At 72.7% G+C, this 16931-nt stretch carries 12 protein-coding genes; 7 read left to right on the top strand and 5 right to left on the bottom strand.

The window, feature by feature from the left end:
* The 6 genes from AB0L65_RS22265 to AB0L65_RS22240 all read left to right on the top strand — a co-directional run.
* Positions 1-438, top strand: a 438-nt coding sequence (locus tag AB0L65_RS22265; RefSeq protein WP_364248266.1) for a phosphopantetheine-binding protein, incomplete at its 5' end; no start/stop codon positions are given.
* Positions 435-5942 carry an amino acid adenylation domain-containing protein gene (locus AB0L65_RS22260; RefSeq protein ID WP_364248264.1) on the top strand — a complete coding sequence of 1836 codons (5508 nt, stop codon included), beginning with the start codon at positions 435-437 and terminating at the stop codon, positions 5940-5942. The genes AB0L65_RS22265 and AB0L65_RS22260, both read left to right, overlap by 4 nt.
* Positions 5939-7006: a saccharopine dehydrogenase NADP-binding domain-containing protein gene (locus AB0L65_RS22255; RefSeq protein WP_364248262.1), complete on the top strand. Its 1068-nt coding sequence runs from the start codon at positions 5939-5941 to the stop codon at positions 7004-7006. Before AB0L65_RS22260 ends, AB0L65_RS22255 begins: the two co-directional genes overlap by 4 nt.
* The gene (locus AB0L65_RS22250) at positions 7003-8037 is read left to right on the top strand and encodes a Gfo/Idh/MocA family oxidoreductase (RefSeq protein WP_364248261.1); all 1035 of its coding nucleotides are present in this window, start codon (positions 7003-7005) and stop codon (positions 8035-8037) included. The genes AB0L65_RS22255 and AB0L65_RS22250 overlap by 4 nt, the downstream gene beginning before the upstream one ends.
* A complete protein-coding gene (locus tag AB0L65_RS22245) occupies positions 8034-8777 on the top strand; it encodes an alpha/beta fold hydrolase (RefSeq protein ID WP_364248259.1) in 744 nt (247 codons plus the stop codon). The genes AB0L65_RS22250 and AB0L65_RS22245 overlap by 4 nt, the downstream gene beginning before the upstream one ends.
* Before the next feature lie 11 nt (positions 8778-8788).
* Positions 8789-9763: a methyltransferase gene (locus AB0L65_RS22240; RefSeq protein WP_364248257.1), complete on the top strand. Its 975-nt coding sequence runs from the start codon at positions 8789-8791 to the stop codon at positions 9761-9763.
* Between the two features lie 62 nt (positions 9764-9825).
* On the opposite strand, the gene AB0L65_RS22235 is transcribed toward AB0L65_RS22240, so the two are convergent.
* The 5 genes from AB0L65_RS22235 to AB0L65_RS22215 all read right to left on the bottom strand — a co-directional run bounded on the left by AB0L65_RS22235 (position 9826) and on the right by AB0L65_RS22215 (position 15922).
* Positions 9826-12330, bottom strand: a complete 2505-nt coding sequence (locus AB0L65_RS22235; RefSeq protein WP_364248255.1) for a PEP/pyruvate-binding domain-containing protein — start codon at positions 12328-12330, stop codon at positions 9826-9828.
* 219 nt (positions 12331-12549) lie between these two features.
* On the bottom strand, positions 12550-13185 hold the full coding sequence (locus tag AB0L65_RS22230) for a response regulator transcription factor (protein ID WP_364248253.1): 636 nt from the start codon (positions 13183-13185) through the stop codon (positions 12550-12552).
* Between the two features lie 3 nt (positions 13186-13188).
* Complete coding sequence (locus AB0L65_RS22225; protein WP_364248251.1) at positions 13189-14490, bottom strand: sensor histidine kinase; 1302 nt, start codon at positions 14488-14490, stop codon at positions 13189-13191.
* Positions 14487-15209 (bottom strand): ABC transporter permease, encoded by a 723-nt coding sequence (locus AB0L65_RS22220; protein WP_350728280.1) that lies wholly within the window; start codon positions 15207-15209, stop codon positions 14487-14489. The genes AB0L65_RS22225 and AB0L65_RS22220 overlap by 4 nt, the downstream gene beginning before the upstream one ends.
* Complete coding sequence (locus tag AB0L65_RS22215; RefSeq protein WP_350728279.1) at positions 15206-15922, bottom strand: ABC transporter ATP-binding protein; 717 nt, start codon at positions 15920-15922, stop codon at positions 15206-15208. The genes AB0L65_RS22220 and AB0L65_RS22215 overlap by 4 nt, the downstream gene beginning before the upstream one ends.
* A gap of 161 nt (positions 15923-16083) precedes the next feature.
* Here AB0L65_RS22215 and AB0L65_RS22210 point away from each other — a divergent pair, with 161 nt between their 5' ends.
* Positions 16084-16929, top strand: a complete 846-nt coding sequence (locus AB0L65_RS22210) for an ABC transporter ATP-binding protein (protein WP_350728278.1) — start codon at positions 16084-16086, stop codon at positions 16927-16929.
* Positions 16930-16931: the final 2 nt, after the last annotated feature.

Here is a 16931-nt window from a genome sequence, read left to right as displayed (position 1 = left end):
GTCACCCCTGAGGACGTCGATCTGGACAAGCTGCGTTCGTTCCTGTCCGATCGGCTGCCCGGCTATGCCGTCCCGCCGACGATCACCGTACTGGACGGGCTGCCACTGACCGCCAACGGCAAGATCGACAGGGGTGCTCTGTCCACCCGGCTCGAACCGCTCCCGGATGACGACCCCCCACGCCCGGGCACGGAGGCGCTGCTCGCCGAGCTGTGGGCCGAACTGCTGGAGATCCCGCCGCCGGGCCGGGGCCAGAGCTTCTTCGCTCTCGGCGGCGACTCCCTGCTCGCCACCCGTTTCGCCGAGATCGTACGGCGGCGGCTCGGCGTGGAGCTGTCCCTGCGCCGCTTCTTCGCCACTCCCACCATCGCCGACTGCGCCGAGGCGATCGGCCTGACGGCGGACGACACCCAAGAGACGGAAGAGGGCGTGCTGTGACCCAGGCACCGGCCGTACACGAACTCATCGCCGACATGGAGGCCGCGGGGATCCGGCTGTGGGAGGACGACGGCAGCCTCCGCTTCCGGGCGCCCAAGGGAGCGCTGACCGAGGACCGGCGGGCGGCGCTGATCGGCGCGAAGCCCGAGATCATCGCGCACCTGCGCCGCGAGTCCGAAGCCGAGACGGTCCGGCCCGAGCCCGAACGCCGCCTCGACCCCTTCCCGCTGACCGACGTGCAGCAGGCCTACCTGCTCGGCCGCAACGACGCGTTCGGCTACGGCGGAGTCGCCTGTCACGGCTACGTCGAGGTCTCCTTCCCCCGGCTCGACCCGGAACGGGTGCGGGCCGCGTGGCGCGCCCTGATCGCCCGCCACGACATGCTCCGCGCCGTGATCCACCCCGACGGCCACCAGCAGGTGCTCGCCGAGGTCCCCGGCTACGAGGTCCGCGTGACGGACCTGCGCGGCACCGACCCGGAGGAGCGGCTCGCCGCCGTCCGCGAGGAGATGGCGAACACGGTCTATCCGGCGGGCAGCTGGCCCCTGTTCGAGCTGCGGATCTCGCTCACCGATCGCGGAGCCCTCCTGCACGCCTCGATCGACCTGCTCATCGCCGACTATGTCAGCATCCAGCTGCTGCTCGGCGAGCTGCACCTGCTGCATGAGAACCCCGACGCCGACCTGCCACCCGTCCCGGTCAGCTTCCGCGACTGCCTGCTGGCCCTGCGCGCGCAGCGCGAGAGCGCCCGTTACGACCGGGATCGCGCCTACTGGTGGGAACGGATGGACGACCTGCCGCCCGCGCCCGAACTGCCGGCGCTCGACCAGGCCGCCGTGGACGCCCGGTTCGGGCGGTGGGAGAGCAGGGTGGAGCCGGCGGAATGGGCGCGGTTACGCACCCGGGCCGCCGCGGCCGGCATCACGCCGTCGCAGGCCGTGCTGGCCGCCTACGCCGAGGTCATCGGGAGGTGGAGCCGGCGGCCCAGGTTCACGCTCAACCTGACGCTGCTCGACCGCCCGCCGCTGCACCCGTACATCGACCGGGTCGTCGGCGACTTCACCACGCTCAACCTGCTCGCCGTCGACACCACGCCCGGCCGGTCCTTCGCCGAGCGCGCCCACGCCATCGGCCGGCAGCTCTTCGCCGACATGGAGCACCGCCGCTGCGGCGGCATCGAGGTCATACGGGAGCTGGCCCGCCGGCGCGGCCGGGACGCCGCGCTGATGCCGGTGGTGTTCACCAGCGCCATCGGCCTCGGCCGTGACGACGCCGAGCACGGCACGCCGGAGTACGGCATCAGCCAGACACCCCAGGTGTGGATCGACTGCCAGGTCAAGGAGCACCGCGACGCGCTGCTGGTCAACTGGGACGTGCGCGCGGGGGTGTTCCCCGAAGGGCTCGTGGACGACATGTTCGCCGCGTTCACCGCGCTTCTGCACGGCCTGTCCTCGGACGAGGCCTGGTCGTCGGAGGACCCCGTCGAATTGCCCGGAGCGCAGGCGCACCGCCGCGCCCTCGTCAACGCCACCGCCGCGCCGCTCCCGGACGGGCTGCTGCACGAGGAGGTCGTGGCCCAGGCACGCCGCACACCGGAACGAACCGCCGTCGTCACGGGTGCCGGTTCGATCACGTACGGCGAGTTGCTGGGCCGGGCCGCCGGGGTGGCGCGGGCGCTGCGCGAGGCGGGGCACCGGCCCGGCGAGATCGTCGCCGTGGTCATGGACAAGGGGGTCGAGCAGGTCGTGGCCGTGCTCGGCACGCTGCTGGCCGGTGGCGCCTACCTGCCGGTCGACACCGGGCAGCCACCGGCGAGGCGCGACCGCATCCTCGCCGACGCCTCGGCCCGCCTGGTGCTCACGCAGTCCTGGCACGCCGAGCACGACTGGATCGCCGTCGACACCCTCCCGCCGACCCACGCCGAGCACGACTGGATCGCCGGCCACGCCCTCCCACCGGCCCACGCCGAGCCCGCCTTCTCGCCGGCCCACGCCGAGGACGGCGTCCGGCGGCAGCCTGACGATCTGGCCTACGTCATCTACACCTCCGGCTCGACGGGCGTGCCCAAGGGCGTGATGATCAGCCATCGGGCCGCCCGCAACACCATCGACGACATCAGCGCCCGCTTCGGCGTCGGCCCGGACGACCGCGTGCTCGGGCTGGCCGGCCTGGGGTTCGACCTGTCGGTCTACGACATCTTCGGACCGCTCGCCGTCGGGGCGGCACTCGTGCTGCCGGACCCGTCACGCCGGGGCGACCCGGCCCACTGGGCCGAGCTCGCCGCCGGGCACGGGGTCACCGTGTGGAACTCGGTGCCCGCGCAGCTCCAGATGCTCCAGCACTACCTGGACGCGGAGCCCGCGGTGGAGCTGCCCACGCTGAGGCTGGCGATGTTGTCGGGCGACTGGATCCCGGTGGCGCTGCCCGGCCAGATCCGCCGCCGCGTGCCGGGACTGGACGTGATCAGCCTGGGCGGGGCCACGGAGGCCGCGATCTGGTCGATCTACCACCCCGTCGGCGATCCGCTGCCCGGCTGGGTGAGCGTCCCGTACGGCAAGCCGCTGGCCAACCAGACCTTCCACGTGCTCGATGCCGCCATGCGGCCCTGCCCCGACTGGGTGCCGGGAGAGCTGTACATCGGCGGCTCCGGCGTGGCGATCGGCTACTTCGGCGATGAGGGCAGGACCGCCGAGCGCTTCGTGCGCCACGGCGGCGAGCGCCTCTATCGCACCGGCGACCTCGGTCGCTACCGGCCCGACGGCAACATCGAGTTCCTCGGCAGGGAGGACTCGCAGGTCAAGATCCGCGGCCATCGGATCGAGCTGGCCGAGGTGGAGACCGCGCTGCAGGCACACCCCGCGGTCGCGGCCGGGACCGTGATCGTGGACGGCGACCGCGCGCTGGAACGCCGCCTGATCGCCTTCGCTCAGGCCGCCGCCCGCAAGGACGACGGCGCGCCGGCCAAGCGGACCGGAGAAGGCAACGCGCCGGACGCGGGGGCCGAGCAGGGTGGCGGGCTCGATGTCGCGGGTGCGGCCGAGGTGGCGGCGGTCGCGGCCCTGGAGGGCGTCGATCTGGCGCGCGTCGTGGCGGTGGCCGAGACGCTCGACGAGATCGCGCTCGCGTCGATGGCGGCGGCGCTCCGTACGGGCGGCCTGTTCACCACCGAGGACGGCCACGGTCTCGAGGAGATCCTGGCCGCCGCGCGGGTCGCGCCGGACCACCACCGGCTCGTCCGGCGCTGGCTCACCGCGCTGCACGAGCGCGGACGGCTCGACCGCGACCCCGACGGGCGGTACCGGAACCTGCGCGGGGACACCGGCGTGGAGCCGCTGTGGCGCCGGGTCGGGAGCCTGACCGAAGGGCTCGACTACGGGGCCGAGCTGGTCAGGTTCCTGCGGGTCAGCACCACGCACCTGCCCGAGCTGATGCGCGGCGAGCTCGACGCCCGCGAGCTGCTGTTCCCCGAGGGCGACGTGGGGACGGCCGAGGGCGCGTACAAGGACAACGTGCTCAGCAGGTACGTCAACCGCATCGTGCGCGCGGTGGTCGGCCGCGTGGCCGAGGACCACACCGGCGGGCCGCTGCGCGTCCTGGAAGCGGGCGCGGGCGTGGGCGGCACCAGTGCCGAGCTGATCCCCGAGCTGGCCGGACACCAGGTCGAGTACGTCTTCACCGACCTGTCGCGGTTCTTCCTCACCCAGGCCGCCGAACGGTTCGCGGACCACCCGTGGGTGCGGTACGGCCTGTTCGACATCAACGCCGACTACCGCGCCCAGGGCTACGAGCCGAACTCCTTCGAAGTCATCCTCTGCGCCAACGTCCTGCACAACTCCCACGACGCCGCCGCCGTGCTGGCGAGGTTCCGCGAGCTGCTGGTGCCCGGCGGGTGGCTGGTGTTCATCGAGACCACCCGCGAGCACGTCCAGATCATGAGCTCGATGGAGTTCCTGATGAACCCGCACGACTACGCCGACGTGCGGCAGGGCCGCGACCGGACGTTCGTCACCCGTGACGAGTGGCTCGACCTGCTGCGCGGGGCGGGCGCCCGTACGCTCGCCTGCCTGCCCGGGCCGGGCGACCCGCTGGCGTCCCTCGGGCAGTGCGTCTTCGCGGCCCGCTTCCCCGACGACCGGGAGCGGATCGACCTGGCGGAGCTGCGGGCGTTCCTCGCCGAGCGGCTGCCCGACTACATGCTCCCGACCCACGTCCAGGTGGTCGACGAGCTGCCGCTGACGGACAACGGCAAGATCGACCGGGCGCGGCTGCGTACCCTCCTGCCCAGCACGGCCGGAGAGAGCACGCCCGGCGGCGAGGAGCCGCGCGACGACCTCGAACGGCGGCTGGCCGCCCTCTGGGCCGAGCTGCTCGGGCTCCCGCGCGTCCACCGCGACCAGGACTTCTTCGCGCTGGGCGGCGACTCCCTGCTGGTCACCCGCCTGGCCGGGCGGGTACGCGAGGAGCTGGAAGAGGCGAGCGGCTTCTACTGGGACAGCCTGGTCCGCCAGCTCGTCAACCAGCCGACCGTCGCCGCGCTGGCCGCTCACCTCCGCCAGGCCCGCGACGACCGCGAGCAGGGGCTGCCGAGAACGCACGCCAGTCCGCTGGTACGCCTGTCCGGGGACGGGACGAAGGGCGGTTCGGTGCGGGTGCTGCTGCACGACGGCACCGGCACCCTGACCCCGTACCGGGCGCTCGTCCCCGAGCTCTCCGGGACGCCGCTGCTCGGCCTCGTGATCAACGACGCGGAGCGCTACCTGGAGCTGGACCCTGCGAAAACGGTGGAATCGCTGGCCGGATCGTACGCGCGGCTCCTGATCGAGGAGGGCGCGGCCGGCTACCACATCGTGGGTTACTGCATGGGCGGCCTCATCGCCACCGAGGTCGCCCGCAGGCTCACCGAGAGCGGCGCGGTCGTCGAGGGGCTCACCGTCATCAGCAGCTCCCGCTTCCCCTACCGGATCAGCGACGAGCTCATGCTGGAGTACGGCTTCGCGCAGGCCTGCGGACTGGACCCGGCGCGGCTCGGCCACCCCGGCGGGGACCTCGCCGGGGCTCTGAGGGTCGTGCTGGAGTCGTCGCCCGGACATGTGCCCGAGGGCAGCCTGGCCGCGCTCGCCGGCAGCGCGGATCCCGGCCTCGCGCAGATCGGCCGCCACTTCGCCGAACTGGCCGCCATCTCGCCCCCGGACCGGCTGGCCGCCGTCGCCCGCGCTCTCGGCCATCCGCAGGAGCGGGTGGACCTGGCCTACCGGGTCTTCCGGCAGAGCTTCACGGCCGTCACCCACTACGACCCGGAGCCGTACGCGGGGGACATCACGTTCCTCCGCCAGCGCGGCGTCACCAACCTCGTGCCGACGTTGCAGGACGACATGACGGACTTCTGGCAGAACCTCTGCCTGGGCCGGCTCACCGCGCTCGACATCGAGGGCGACCATTTCAGCTGCCTCAGCGGGCCGTACGCGGCCGACGTGGCGAAGCTGGTGACCGAGGTGACCGCGTGATCGGCGTGCTCGGCGGCTACGGCGCGGTCGGCGGCACCGCGGCCCGCCTGCTCGCCGACCACCCGGGGCTGCGCGTGGGCGGGCGGGACGGGGCGGCGGCCCGGCGGTTCGTCGAAGAGGAGCTGGGCGGGCACGGCGAGGCGTGGCAGGTGGACGCGCTCGACGCGGCCGAGCTCGCCCGCTTCTGCACGGGCTGCCAGGTCGTCGTGAACTGCGCGGGCCCCTCCTACCTCCTGCGGGACCGGGTGGCGCGGGCCGCGTTCGCCGCCGGGGCCGACTACGTGGACGCCGCCGGTGACGCCGCCGCCTTCGCCCAGGCCGATGCGGGCACGCAGGGACGTACGGCGGTGCTGTCGGCGGGGATGCTCCCCGGCCTCACCGGACTCGTACCCCGCCACCTGGCCGCCCTCGCCTCCCCGAACGCCGGGCTCCGGCTGGACGTCTACACCGGCGGGCTGGACCGGCTCACCCCCGCCGCCGCCGGTGACTTCCTGCTGGCCGGCCAGGAGGAGCGCGGTGCCGCGCTGGCCGCGTGGCGCGACGGCGCCAGGGTCGCCCGCGCCCTGACCCCCGTCCACGACGTCCAGCTCCCCTACTTTCCAGGGCCGGTCACCGCCTATCCCTACCTGAGCGCCGAGGCGGAGCGGGTGGCCGCGGAGCTCGGGCTGGCGGAGGCCCGCTGGTACAACGTCATCACCGGCGACGGCGTCCTCGCCGCCGCGAGCACCGCCGGCCGGGCCGCGGACCTGACGCGCGCGGCCGAGCTCGAACTGGCCGGGCGCACCCCGTACTACGTCCTGCTCTTCCAGCTCAGCGGCCCGCACGGCACCCGCACCCTGGCGCTGCGCACCCACGACTCCTACGCGCTCACCGCCGCGGTCGCCGCCCACGCGGCCATGGCGGTGCTCCGCGGCGAGGTCGCGGCGGGGCTCCACCAGGCCGACGCCGTGCTCGACCCGGCCCGGGTGCTGGCGGACCTGGAGCCCGTGGCGAAGATCGAGATCACCGAGGCGGTGGCGCCGATCGACCTGGTGGCGCCGGTGTTCGAGGAGGGCGCGCTGTGAAGCGGGTGGTGGTGTGCGGGACCAAGTTCGGCCAGATCTACCTCTCCGCGCTGCGGGACGGCCCCTTCGAGCTGACCGGCGTCCTCGCCCGCGGCAGCGCCCGATCCGCCGCGTACGCCGAGGAGCACGGGGTCCCGCTGCTCACGGACCCCGACCAGGTGCCCGGGCTCGCGGACCTGGCCTGCGTCGTCGTACGGTCGGGAGTCGTCGGGGGAGAGGGCAGCGAGCTGGCCGGCGCCCTGCTGGCCCGCGGCGTCCACGTGCTGCAGGAGCATCCGCTGCACGCCGACGAGCTGGCCCGCTGCCTGCGCACCGCCCGTACCGCCTCCGCGGTGCACCACGTGAACACCCTGTACGTCCACCTCGACCCGGTACGCCGGTTCATCGAGACCGCCCGCCGCCTGTTCGAGCTCCAGCGGCCCCTCTACGTGGACGCCGCCTGCAGCGTCCACGTCGCCTACGCCCTGTTCGACATCCTCGGCCGGGCCCTGGGCGCGTTACGCCCGTGGACGTTCACCGCCACGGCCCCCGGCACGCCGTTCACCTGCCTCACCGGAACCGTCGGCGGCGTGCCGCTGACCCTCCGCGTGCAGAACCAGATCGCCCCCAACGACCCCGACGCCCACCTGCACCTGCTCCACCGCGTCACCGTGGGGACGGAGGGCGGCAGCCTCACCCTCGTCAACACGCACGGCCCGCTCGTGTGGAGCCCCCGCATGTACGTCGGCCGCGACGCCGACGACCGCTTCGACACCGGCGCGGACCACCTGCGCCTGCCCAGCGCCACCACCATCGGACCGGCGCACGCGCCCACCTTCCACGACATCGTCACGTCCGTGTGGCCCGACGGCGTCCGGCGGGCGCTGTCGGAGCTGCGCCAGGACGTCGAGGAAGGGCGGGATCCGCTGCGCCAGGGCCAGTACCACCTGACGCTCAGCCGCCTCTGGCTCGACGCCACCGCCGCGATCGGCCGGCCCGAACTGCTGGTCCAGACGGCACCACGACCCCTGTCCGCCGCGGAGCTCACATGAACTGGTTCCACTGTTACCGGCCCAGGCCGTACGCCGGGCTGCGGCTGTTCTGCTTCCCGCACGCGGGCGGCTCCGCGAGCTTCTACCGGAGCTGGCACGGGGACGCGCCGCACTCCGTCGAGGTACGCGCCGTGCAGTACCCGGGACACGGCGATCATCGCGCCGCCCCGCTCGTGGACGACGCCGTCCACCTCGCCAAGCTCGTCACCGACGCCATGGCGCCGCTGCTCGACCGGCCGGTGGCGCTGTTCGGGCACAGCATGGGGGCGCTGATCGCGTACGAGGTGGCCCGCGTGCTGGAGGCCAGGGGCAGAGGCGTGACGCACCTGTTCGCCTCCGGCCGGCACGCCCCTCACGAGCACCGCCCCGGCGACACGCACGCCCGCTCCGACGACGAGCTGGTGGACGAGCTGGTCCGGCTCGGCGGCGTGGACCGGGAGCTCATGGACGATCCGGACATCCGCGAGCTGGCCCTGCCCGCCGTACGCAATGACTACCGGGTCGACGAGACCTACCGGCACCGGCCGGGCGGCGTGCTCGCCTGCCCCGTCACCGCGCTGCTCGGGAGCGACGACCCCGAGGTGACCGCCGGGCAGGCGGCGCGATGGGGCGAGCTCACCAGGGACCGATTCGCCGTCCGCGTGATGGAGGGCGACCACTTCTACCTCGTGCCGCGGCAGGGCGACGTCATCGCGGAGCTGTCCCGCGCCGTCGCCACCGCGTGGCCGTCCACACCCTGAGGAAGGATTCGATGGAGCAGGATCTGATGCGCATCCTCACCGGAGGATGGGTGGCGCAGGCGACCTTCGCCGCGGTGCGCCTGGGTGTCGCGGACGTGCTCGACGGGCGGCGCCTGGCCCCCGAGGAGATCGCCGAGGAGGTCGGCGCGCACCCGGACGCGCTGCACCGCCTGCTACGGCTGCTGGCCGGCGTGGGCCTGGCCGACGCCGACGGCGACAACAGGTACGGGCTGACCCCGATGGGGGCGCAGCTGCGCGGCGACGCGCTGGGCCCGCTGGCCACCCTCTACGGCGAGGACTATTTCGCCTCCGCCTGGGACGGCCTGGCGCACGCGGTCCGCACCGGGGAGCCGGCGTTCGAGCACGTCCACGGCGAGCCCGTCTTCGCGCACCTGGCCGGCGACCCGGGCAAGGCGGCCGTCTTCAACCGGGGAATGGCGGCGGGCGCCTCGTTCTTCCGCGGCGTCCCCGACGCCTACGACTTCTCCGGCGCGCGCCGGGTGGTCGACCTGGCCGGCGGCACCGGCGCCCTGCTGGCCACGGTCCTGCGGAGCAGCCCCGCGGCGCGCGGCGTGCTGTTCGACGTGCCGGACGTGGTCGAGGCCGCGCCCGCGCACTTGGCGCGGATGGGCGTGCTGGACAGGTGCGAGCTGGTCGGCGGCGACCTGTTCGACGCCGTGCCGGAGGGCGGCGACGTCTACGTGCTCTCGCGCATCCTGCACGACTGGGACGACGAGCGCTGCGCCGTCCTGCTGGCCAACTGCGCCAAGGCGATGGAGCCGGGGGCCGAGCTGCTCGTCGTCGAACGGGTCGTCGGCCAGGACTCGTACCTGCCGCTCGCGTACGACCTGCACATGATGGTGATGACCGGGGGACGGGAGCGCACCGAGGCGGAGTACCGCGCGCTCCTGGAGGAGGCCGACCTGACCCCCGGCAGGCTGCTCGACCTGCCGCTCGGGATGCGGCTGCTCACCGCCACCCGCTGAAACCGGGCCGAACACCACGAAGGCGCCGGGCTCCTGGAGAGCCCGGCGCCTTCCGTGTGGCCTCAGCTCAGGACGAGCGCCTCCTCCCGCTCCCGCGCCGACTCGCCGATCACCTCGACGCTGCCCTTGCTGCCGTCGACGCGGATCCGGTCGCCGTCCCGCACCAGCATCGTGGCGTTCCTGGTGCCGACGACGGCGGGGATCCCCAGCTCACGGGCGACGATCGCGGCGTGCGACAGGGGAGCGCCGACGTCGGTGACGACCGCCGCCGCGCGCGGGAAGAGCAGCGTCCAGCCCACGTTCGTCACGGTCGTCACGAGGATCTCGCCCTCGCCCAGCCGGTCGCCCTCCGCCACCGACGCCAGCACCCGGGCGGTCCCCTCGACCACGCCGGCCGCGCCGGGGAAGCCGCTGATGGTCTGCGACGGGGGCGCCGCCGTGTCCTCGGCGTCGAACACGTCGCCGCGCCGGTGCGGGTCCGCGGCCCACCGCTCGGGGTCGAACCGGCCGCGGATGATGCCCGGGTACGGCGGCAGCGCCTTGTACAGCTCGTACGTGGCCCGCCGCCTGGCGACGTACGACAGCGGCCGGTTCCAGCCGCGCAGCACGCCCAGGATCTCCTCGACCGTCAGGAAGAACAGATCGTCGCCCTGCCCGGTCACCTCGCCGGCACGCAGGACGAAGTCGCGCACCATCCAGAAGCCGCGCATCATCTCCGACCGCGTCTCCTCGCGGGAGCGGACGATCGCCTCCCAGCGGTCGATCTGGCGGCGGAACTTCTCGGCCTGCCTCGGGTGACGCTCGCGGAAGCGCCGCCAGGCCGCCGTGCTCGCCGCCTCCTGGCGTTCGAGCAGCTCGGTGGGGTCGACCGTGAGGCCGGCGAGCTGCTCGTCGATCCACGCCGGGTCCTCCACCGGCCGGGCGGCCGAGACCTCGAACTCGTCCGGGCAGCGGTGCCCGTACCTGCGGACGTACTCCTCGCGGGAGATCTCGCCGCGCTTGAGCCGGGCCAGCCCGAGCAGCGGGCCGAGGCTCTCCAGCCGGCCGTCCCGGGCCTGGATGCCGGACATCAGCACGGTGGCGTCCGCCTCCCCGACCAGCTTCGTCAGCCGGGCGCCGAGGTAGACCAGCGAGCCGGCGTCCTGGCGGGCCGCGGCGGCCAGCATGCGGTTGCACTCGTCGAACCTGGGCTCGATCTCGCTCTGCCAGAGCGCGACCAGGTCGTCGCTCTCGGCGATCATGGCGCGGAGCTCCTCCGTGCGGCGGGGCGCGTCCGCTATGTACTCGGGGATCCGCTCCACGAGCTTCTGGATCTCGCGCCGGCCGCCCGCCATCGGCCTGGCCGCTCTGAGGGTCTGCCAGCGCGACATCGGCAGCAGCGGGGTCCCCACACCTTCCGGCAGCCTGCCGTAGATCGGCTCCTGGGAGTCCTTGATCTTCTTGGTCATGCCGAGCGCCCTGCCGAGCGAGGCGGTCAGGCTCATGTTCATGTAGACGCGGCCGCCGATGTTGCCGCAGATGGGGTGGCCGCCGAGGTCGCCGACGACCATGATCTCGGCGATGAACGCCTGCACGAGCGACCAGGTGCACGGCGTCATGACGCTGGGGATGGCCTCGCCCAGGTTGCCGTTGGTCCACAGGTAGTCGCCCTTGAGCGAGTCGTTCCACACCTCGCGCTGGCCGGTGATCGGCCTGGCCTGGAGGATGTGCGGGCGCCCGTCGTGCAGGGCCCACTCGATGTCCATCGCGCGGCCGTACAGCTCCTCGATCGCCAGGCCCAGCTCGGCCAGCCGGGTCGCCTGCGCCGAGGTCAGGACCGGCTCGTCGCGCCTGGCGTCCGGGACGGGCTCCTCCCGGGTGCCGTCCGGGGTGCGCACGGTCATGACGGCCTTGGACGCGATGTGCTCCTCGACGACCGTGAGGCCGGCGCGGTCGACGGTGATCGTGTCGGGCGTGACGAGGCCGCCGACGACCGCCTCGCCCAGACCCCATGCGGCGTTGATGGTCAGCCGGTCGTGGGGGGAGACCCGGTCCTCGGTGAACAGCACGCCCGCGGCGTCGGCGGGGACCAGCTCCTGGACGACGACGGCGATGGCCACCTGGTCCCGAGGGATGTCGTGGCGGTCGCGGTAGGCGATCGCCCGGTCGGTCCAGAGCGAGGCCCAGCAGCGCCTGACCGCGTCCAGGAGCTGTTCGGCGCCGCGGATGTTGAGATAGCTGTCCTGCTGTCCGGCGAACGACATCCCCGGCAGGTCCTCCGCGGTCGCCGACGACCTGACGGCCACGGCGGCGTCCTCGCCCAGCGCGGCGTACGAGGCCAGAATGTCCTCGGCGATCTCCGGCGGGATCTCGCACCCGGCGAACAGCGCCTGGATCTCCTCGGCGTCCCCGGACAGGATCGCCTCGCGCAGACCATGGCGGGCCACGAAGTCGCGGTAGGCGCCGGTGGTGACGTGGAAACCCGCCGGCACGGGCAGCCGAGCCCTGGCCAGGCGCGCCAGGGACTCCCCCTTGCCGCCGACGATCTCCAGCTCGGCCCTCGGGTCGGCCAGGGCAAGCGTGTTCATGAGCTCATCTCCAAATCCTTCCGGACGATCTCCAGGAACCGATTCGGCGGCACGCGAAAGAATTCATCAGGGGAAAAGGAAATGCGGTGGCCATGTTTGACACACCGCTTGACTCGTCGCGTCCGGGGCGGGAAAGGTGCCCTCGGGTAGAGATGGAACGGCCGCCTGTTCCACGGTACGAAGCGGCCGGAGGGGCGGCACACCCCTAGGCGCCCTTAATCAGCTGTCGGCGCCCGGCCTGAGCAGGCCCGTCTCGTAGGCGGCGGCGACGGCGGCCGCACGGTCGTTGACCTCGAGCTTGGCGAAGATGTGCAGCAGGTGCGTCTTCACGGTGGCCTCGGTGATGAACAGCCGCTTGGCCACGTCGCGGTTGGTGGCGCCCCGGGAGATGAGCGACAGGACCTCCAGCTCGCGGCGGCTGAGAGGCTGCTGGCGCGGCGCGCGCAACTTCTGCGTCAGCACGCCGGCCACGGAGGGGGACAGCACGGTCTCGCCGCGCGCCGCCGCCTGCACGGCGCGGCGCAGCTCGGCGCGCGGGGTGTCCTTGAGCAGGTAGCCGGTCGCCCCCTCCTCGATGGCCGGCAGCACGTCCACGTCGTCGTCGAACGTGGTCAGCACGAGCACGCGGACGTCGGGCGCCTGCTCGCGCAGCCGGCGGATGAGCTCCGCGCCCTTCATCCTCGGCATGCGCAGGTCGGTGAGCACGATGTCGGGATTGGTGCGCTCCACCACGGCCAGCGCCTCGAACCCGTCACCCGCCTCCCCGACCACCTCGAACTCGTCGTCGGTGAAGATTCCGCGCAGCCCGTCGCGGACGACCGGATGATCGTCCACGATGATCAGCCGAATCGGCATGTCTCACCCGGCGTTTCTGGATCGGTCGGATGGCTCGAGGCCCGTTTCGGCGGGGATGGCGGGGACGGCGGCGGAGATGCCGGTGCCCTCGCCGGGGGCCGACTCGATCTGGAAGTCGCCCGCCAGCCTGGTCACGCGCTGGCGCATGGACAGGAGGCCGAAACCGCCCGCCTCGGAGGCGGGCGCGGCCAGCAGGCCCGGTGCCTCGGGGGCGAAACCGGCTCCGTCGTCGCGTACGTCCAGCACCACGACATCTTCCATGTACGACAGAGTGAGGGCAACTCGTCCGGCGGAAGCGTGCTTGGCGACATTCGCCAGCGCCTCCTGCGCCACCCGCAGCAGGGTGATCTCCACCTCCGCGTGCAGCGGCCGGGCCTCGCCCGTGACCTCCAGGGACGAGGCCACGCCGCTGGCCTGCGACCACTTGCCGGAGACGTCCTGGAGCGCGGCCGGCAGCTGCGACTCGGCCAGCGGCGCGGGGCGCAGGGCCTGCACCGACCGGCGGGCCTCCTTCAGGCTGTCCCTGGCCAGCATGCGAACCGTGTCAAGGCGGGCACGAGCCGCCTTGACGTCGTCGAGCGCCTCCTCGGCGGCCTCCACCTGGGTGACGATGGCGGCCAGACCCTGGGCGATCGTGTCGTGGATCTCCCTGGCCAGCCGCTGCCGCTCCCCGACCACTCCGGCCTCGCGGGCCTTGGTCAGCAGCTGGGCCTGCAGGTTCGCGTTCTCGGCCGCGAGGGCGGCCAGCCGCGCGCCGGTCTCCTGGAGCTGCGCGATCATCACCCTGCGGCTCTCGTTCTGGTCGGAGATGGTCTGGACGACCAGGCCGACCGCGGAGGCGACCAGCGCGGCCACCAGGAACGAGAAGAGCATCTGGCCCGGGCTCCGCCCGGCCTCCGGCCGCATCGAGACCAGCACCCCCGCGGTCGCGACCACCCCGGCGTAGGCCCACCAGCGGGGCAGCAGCGCGAAGGACTGGATGAACACCGCCGGGCCGGCCACCGTGAACACCGAGTCGATGCTGACCAGCGCCCCGATGGCGGCGAGCAGGACGGCGAAGTAGACGAGCGCGACGAGGTGGTGCTTGATCCACTCCGGGTGCGCGCCGACCATGAACCAGTGCCAGGCCATCGCGAACAGCGCCAGGACCAGCGTGTCCGGCCGCCAGTTCTGCAGCAGGGAGAAACCGGCCGGAAGCAGGATGAACAGGTAGGGCAGATAGGGCCAGACCCGGTCCCATCGTGAAGGGCCGGGGCCGGTGGAGGTGACCACCGGCCCCGGCCCTTCACGGTCGACGCTGCTCACCACCGGAAGGCCTTGATGGCGACACCGCCGGCGACGAGGCAGATCCCGAGCATGACGGCCAGCGAGATCGGGGACATCGCGCTGCCCTCCCAGCCGGCGCGGATGGCCTGGACGGCGGGCGCCATGGGGGTCAGGTCACCGATCGCCCGCATCGAACCGCCCATGCTCTCGCGGGGGATGATGGCGCCGGAGATGAAGACCATCGGGAAGAACAGGCTCAGCCCGATCACGGTCGCGCCGCGGCCGGAGGGCACCACCGCGCCGAGCAGGAAGCCGATGGCGCTGAGGCTCAGCGCGGCCAGGAGCCACGCCACGACCACGCCGCCCACGTTGGCGGGGGCCGACGCGCCGTAGACGAAGAAGCCGATGGCCACCAGCAGCGCCGTGCCGAACACGGCCAGCAGCATGTGAGCGACCCACTGGGCGCCGAACAGCATGCCGGGCGAGGCCGGCGTGGCCCGCAGCCGCTTCAGCACCAGGCGCTCCCGGTACTGGGCGACCGTGGCCGGCAGGATGACCAGCGCGGCCATGCCGATGACGAACGTGGTCAGCATCGGCACGTTGGCGTCCGCCAGCGACAGCCCGCTGGGAAGGGATCCGCCGTTGCGCAGCTTGACCCAGAGCATGATCGCGGGGAAGGCCAGCGCGAAGAACGCCGACATGGGGTCCCGTGCGATCAGCTTGAGCTCGACCGCGATGACCTGAGTGATGCCTCTCATGCCGCCTGCCCTCCCGTCAGAGCGAAGTACGCGTCCTCGAGCGATTCGGTACGGCCCTGGGCCTTCAGCTCGCCCGGGGTGCCGTGGGTGATGACGCGGCCCTGGTCGATGATCGCCATGCGGTCGCACAGCGCCTGGGCCTCGTCCATGAAGTGGGTGACCAGCACGACGGTCACCCCGCGGTCGCGGATCTCGCGGACCAGGCCCCACGTCATGCGGCGGGCCGAGGGGTCCAGGCCGGTGGTGAGCTCGTCGAGGAAGACGACCTCCGGGTTGCCGACCAGGGCCAGCGCGATGAACAGGCGCTGCTTCCAGCCGCCCGACAGGCTCCTGAAGCTGGAGCGCTGCCGCTCGGTCAGCCCCCACTCGTCCATGAGCGCCCTCCAGTCGGCGGGCTTCTCGTAGAAAGAGGCATACATCTTCAGCGCCTCGCCCACCTTGAGCGCGTCCGGCAGCGCCGCCTCCTGCAGCTGCACGCCGACACGCGGAAGGAGCCGGCGCCGGTCGGTCTGCGGGTCGAGTCCCAGCACGCGCAGCACACCGCCGTCGCGCTGCCGCAGGCCCGCCATGCACTCCACGGTCGTGGTCTTGCCCGCGCCGTTGGGGCCGGCGATCCCGAAGATCTCGCCCTTTTCCACCTTCAGGGATACGCTCTCGAGAACCTGCTTGCCTCGGTAGCTCTTACTCATGCCCTCGATTTCGATGACTGTCATGTTTACAGAATCATCGGTGGCCGCGACTTCCGACATCCTCCGAACGGTTGATAGGGGGTCAGCTCCTTGATTTGGGGTCCGACCTGCGGCTTAGACGTTTGACCAGGTGAAACCCTAAATAGGGGTGTCGGTGGCGGAGCCGATCCCCAACCCTGATGGGTATGAGCGATACAGCGGTGCGGGTACGTGAGCTGCGCAAGCGATATGGCGACGTGGTCGCCATAGACGGCGTCGACCTGGACATCGCCAGGGGTGAGGTGTTCGCGCTCCTCGGCCCCAACGGCGCAGGCAAGACGACCACTGTTGAGATCCTCGAAGGGCACCGCCGCCGCGACGCCGGCGACATCAGCGTGCTCGGCGAGGACCCCGGCCAGGCCGGCAGGGCCTGGCGCGCCAGACTCGGCATCGTGCTGCAGTCGGCCACCGACGCCGCGGAGATGACCGTCCGGGAGATGGTGCACCACTACGCCACCTACTACCCGAGCCCGCGCGACCCCGACCACGTGATCGAGCTCGTCGGGCTCACCGGCAAGGCCGACGTCCGCACCCGCCACCTCTCCGGCGGCCAGCGGCGCAGGGTCGACGTGGCGCTCGGCGTCGTGGGCAATCCCGAGCTGGTCTTCCTGGACGAGCCCACCACGGGGTTCGACCCCGTGGCGCGCCGCCAGTTCTGGGACCTGATCTCGCAGCTGGCCGACGAGGGCACCACCATCCTGCTGACCACGCACTACCTGGACGAGGCCGAGGCGCTGGCCGACCGGGTGGGAGTGATCGTGGGGGGCAAGGTCGTCGCGCTGGGGGAGCCGGCCACGCTGGCCGGCCGCGCGCAGGCGATGGCCACCGTCAGCTGGGCCGGCCCGGACGGGGAGCGCAGCGTGAAGACGGCGACGCCCACGCAGGTCGTCGCCGAGCTGGGCCGCCAGTTCGAGGGGGAGATCCCGGAGCTGGCCGTGACCCGGCCGACCCTCGAAGACATCTACCTCGGCCTGATCGGAGACCAGCCGTGACA

It is taken from the genome of Nonomuraea sp. NPDC052116 (assembly GCF_040680035.1).
In the GTDB taxonomy this organism is placed as follows: Bacteria; Actinomycetota; Actinomycetes; order Streptosporangiales; family Streptosporangiaceae; genus Nonomuraea; species Nonomuraea angiospora_A.
The sequence above is the reverse complement of the archived record's forward strand: the minus strand, read 5'-3'. Positions and strand labels throughout refer to the sequence as shown.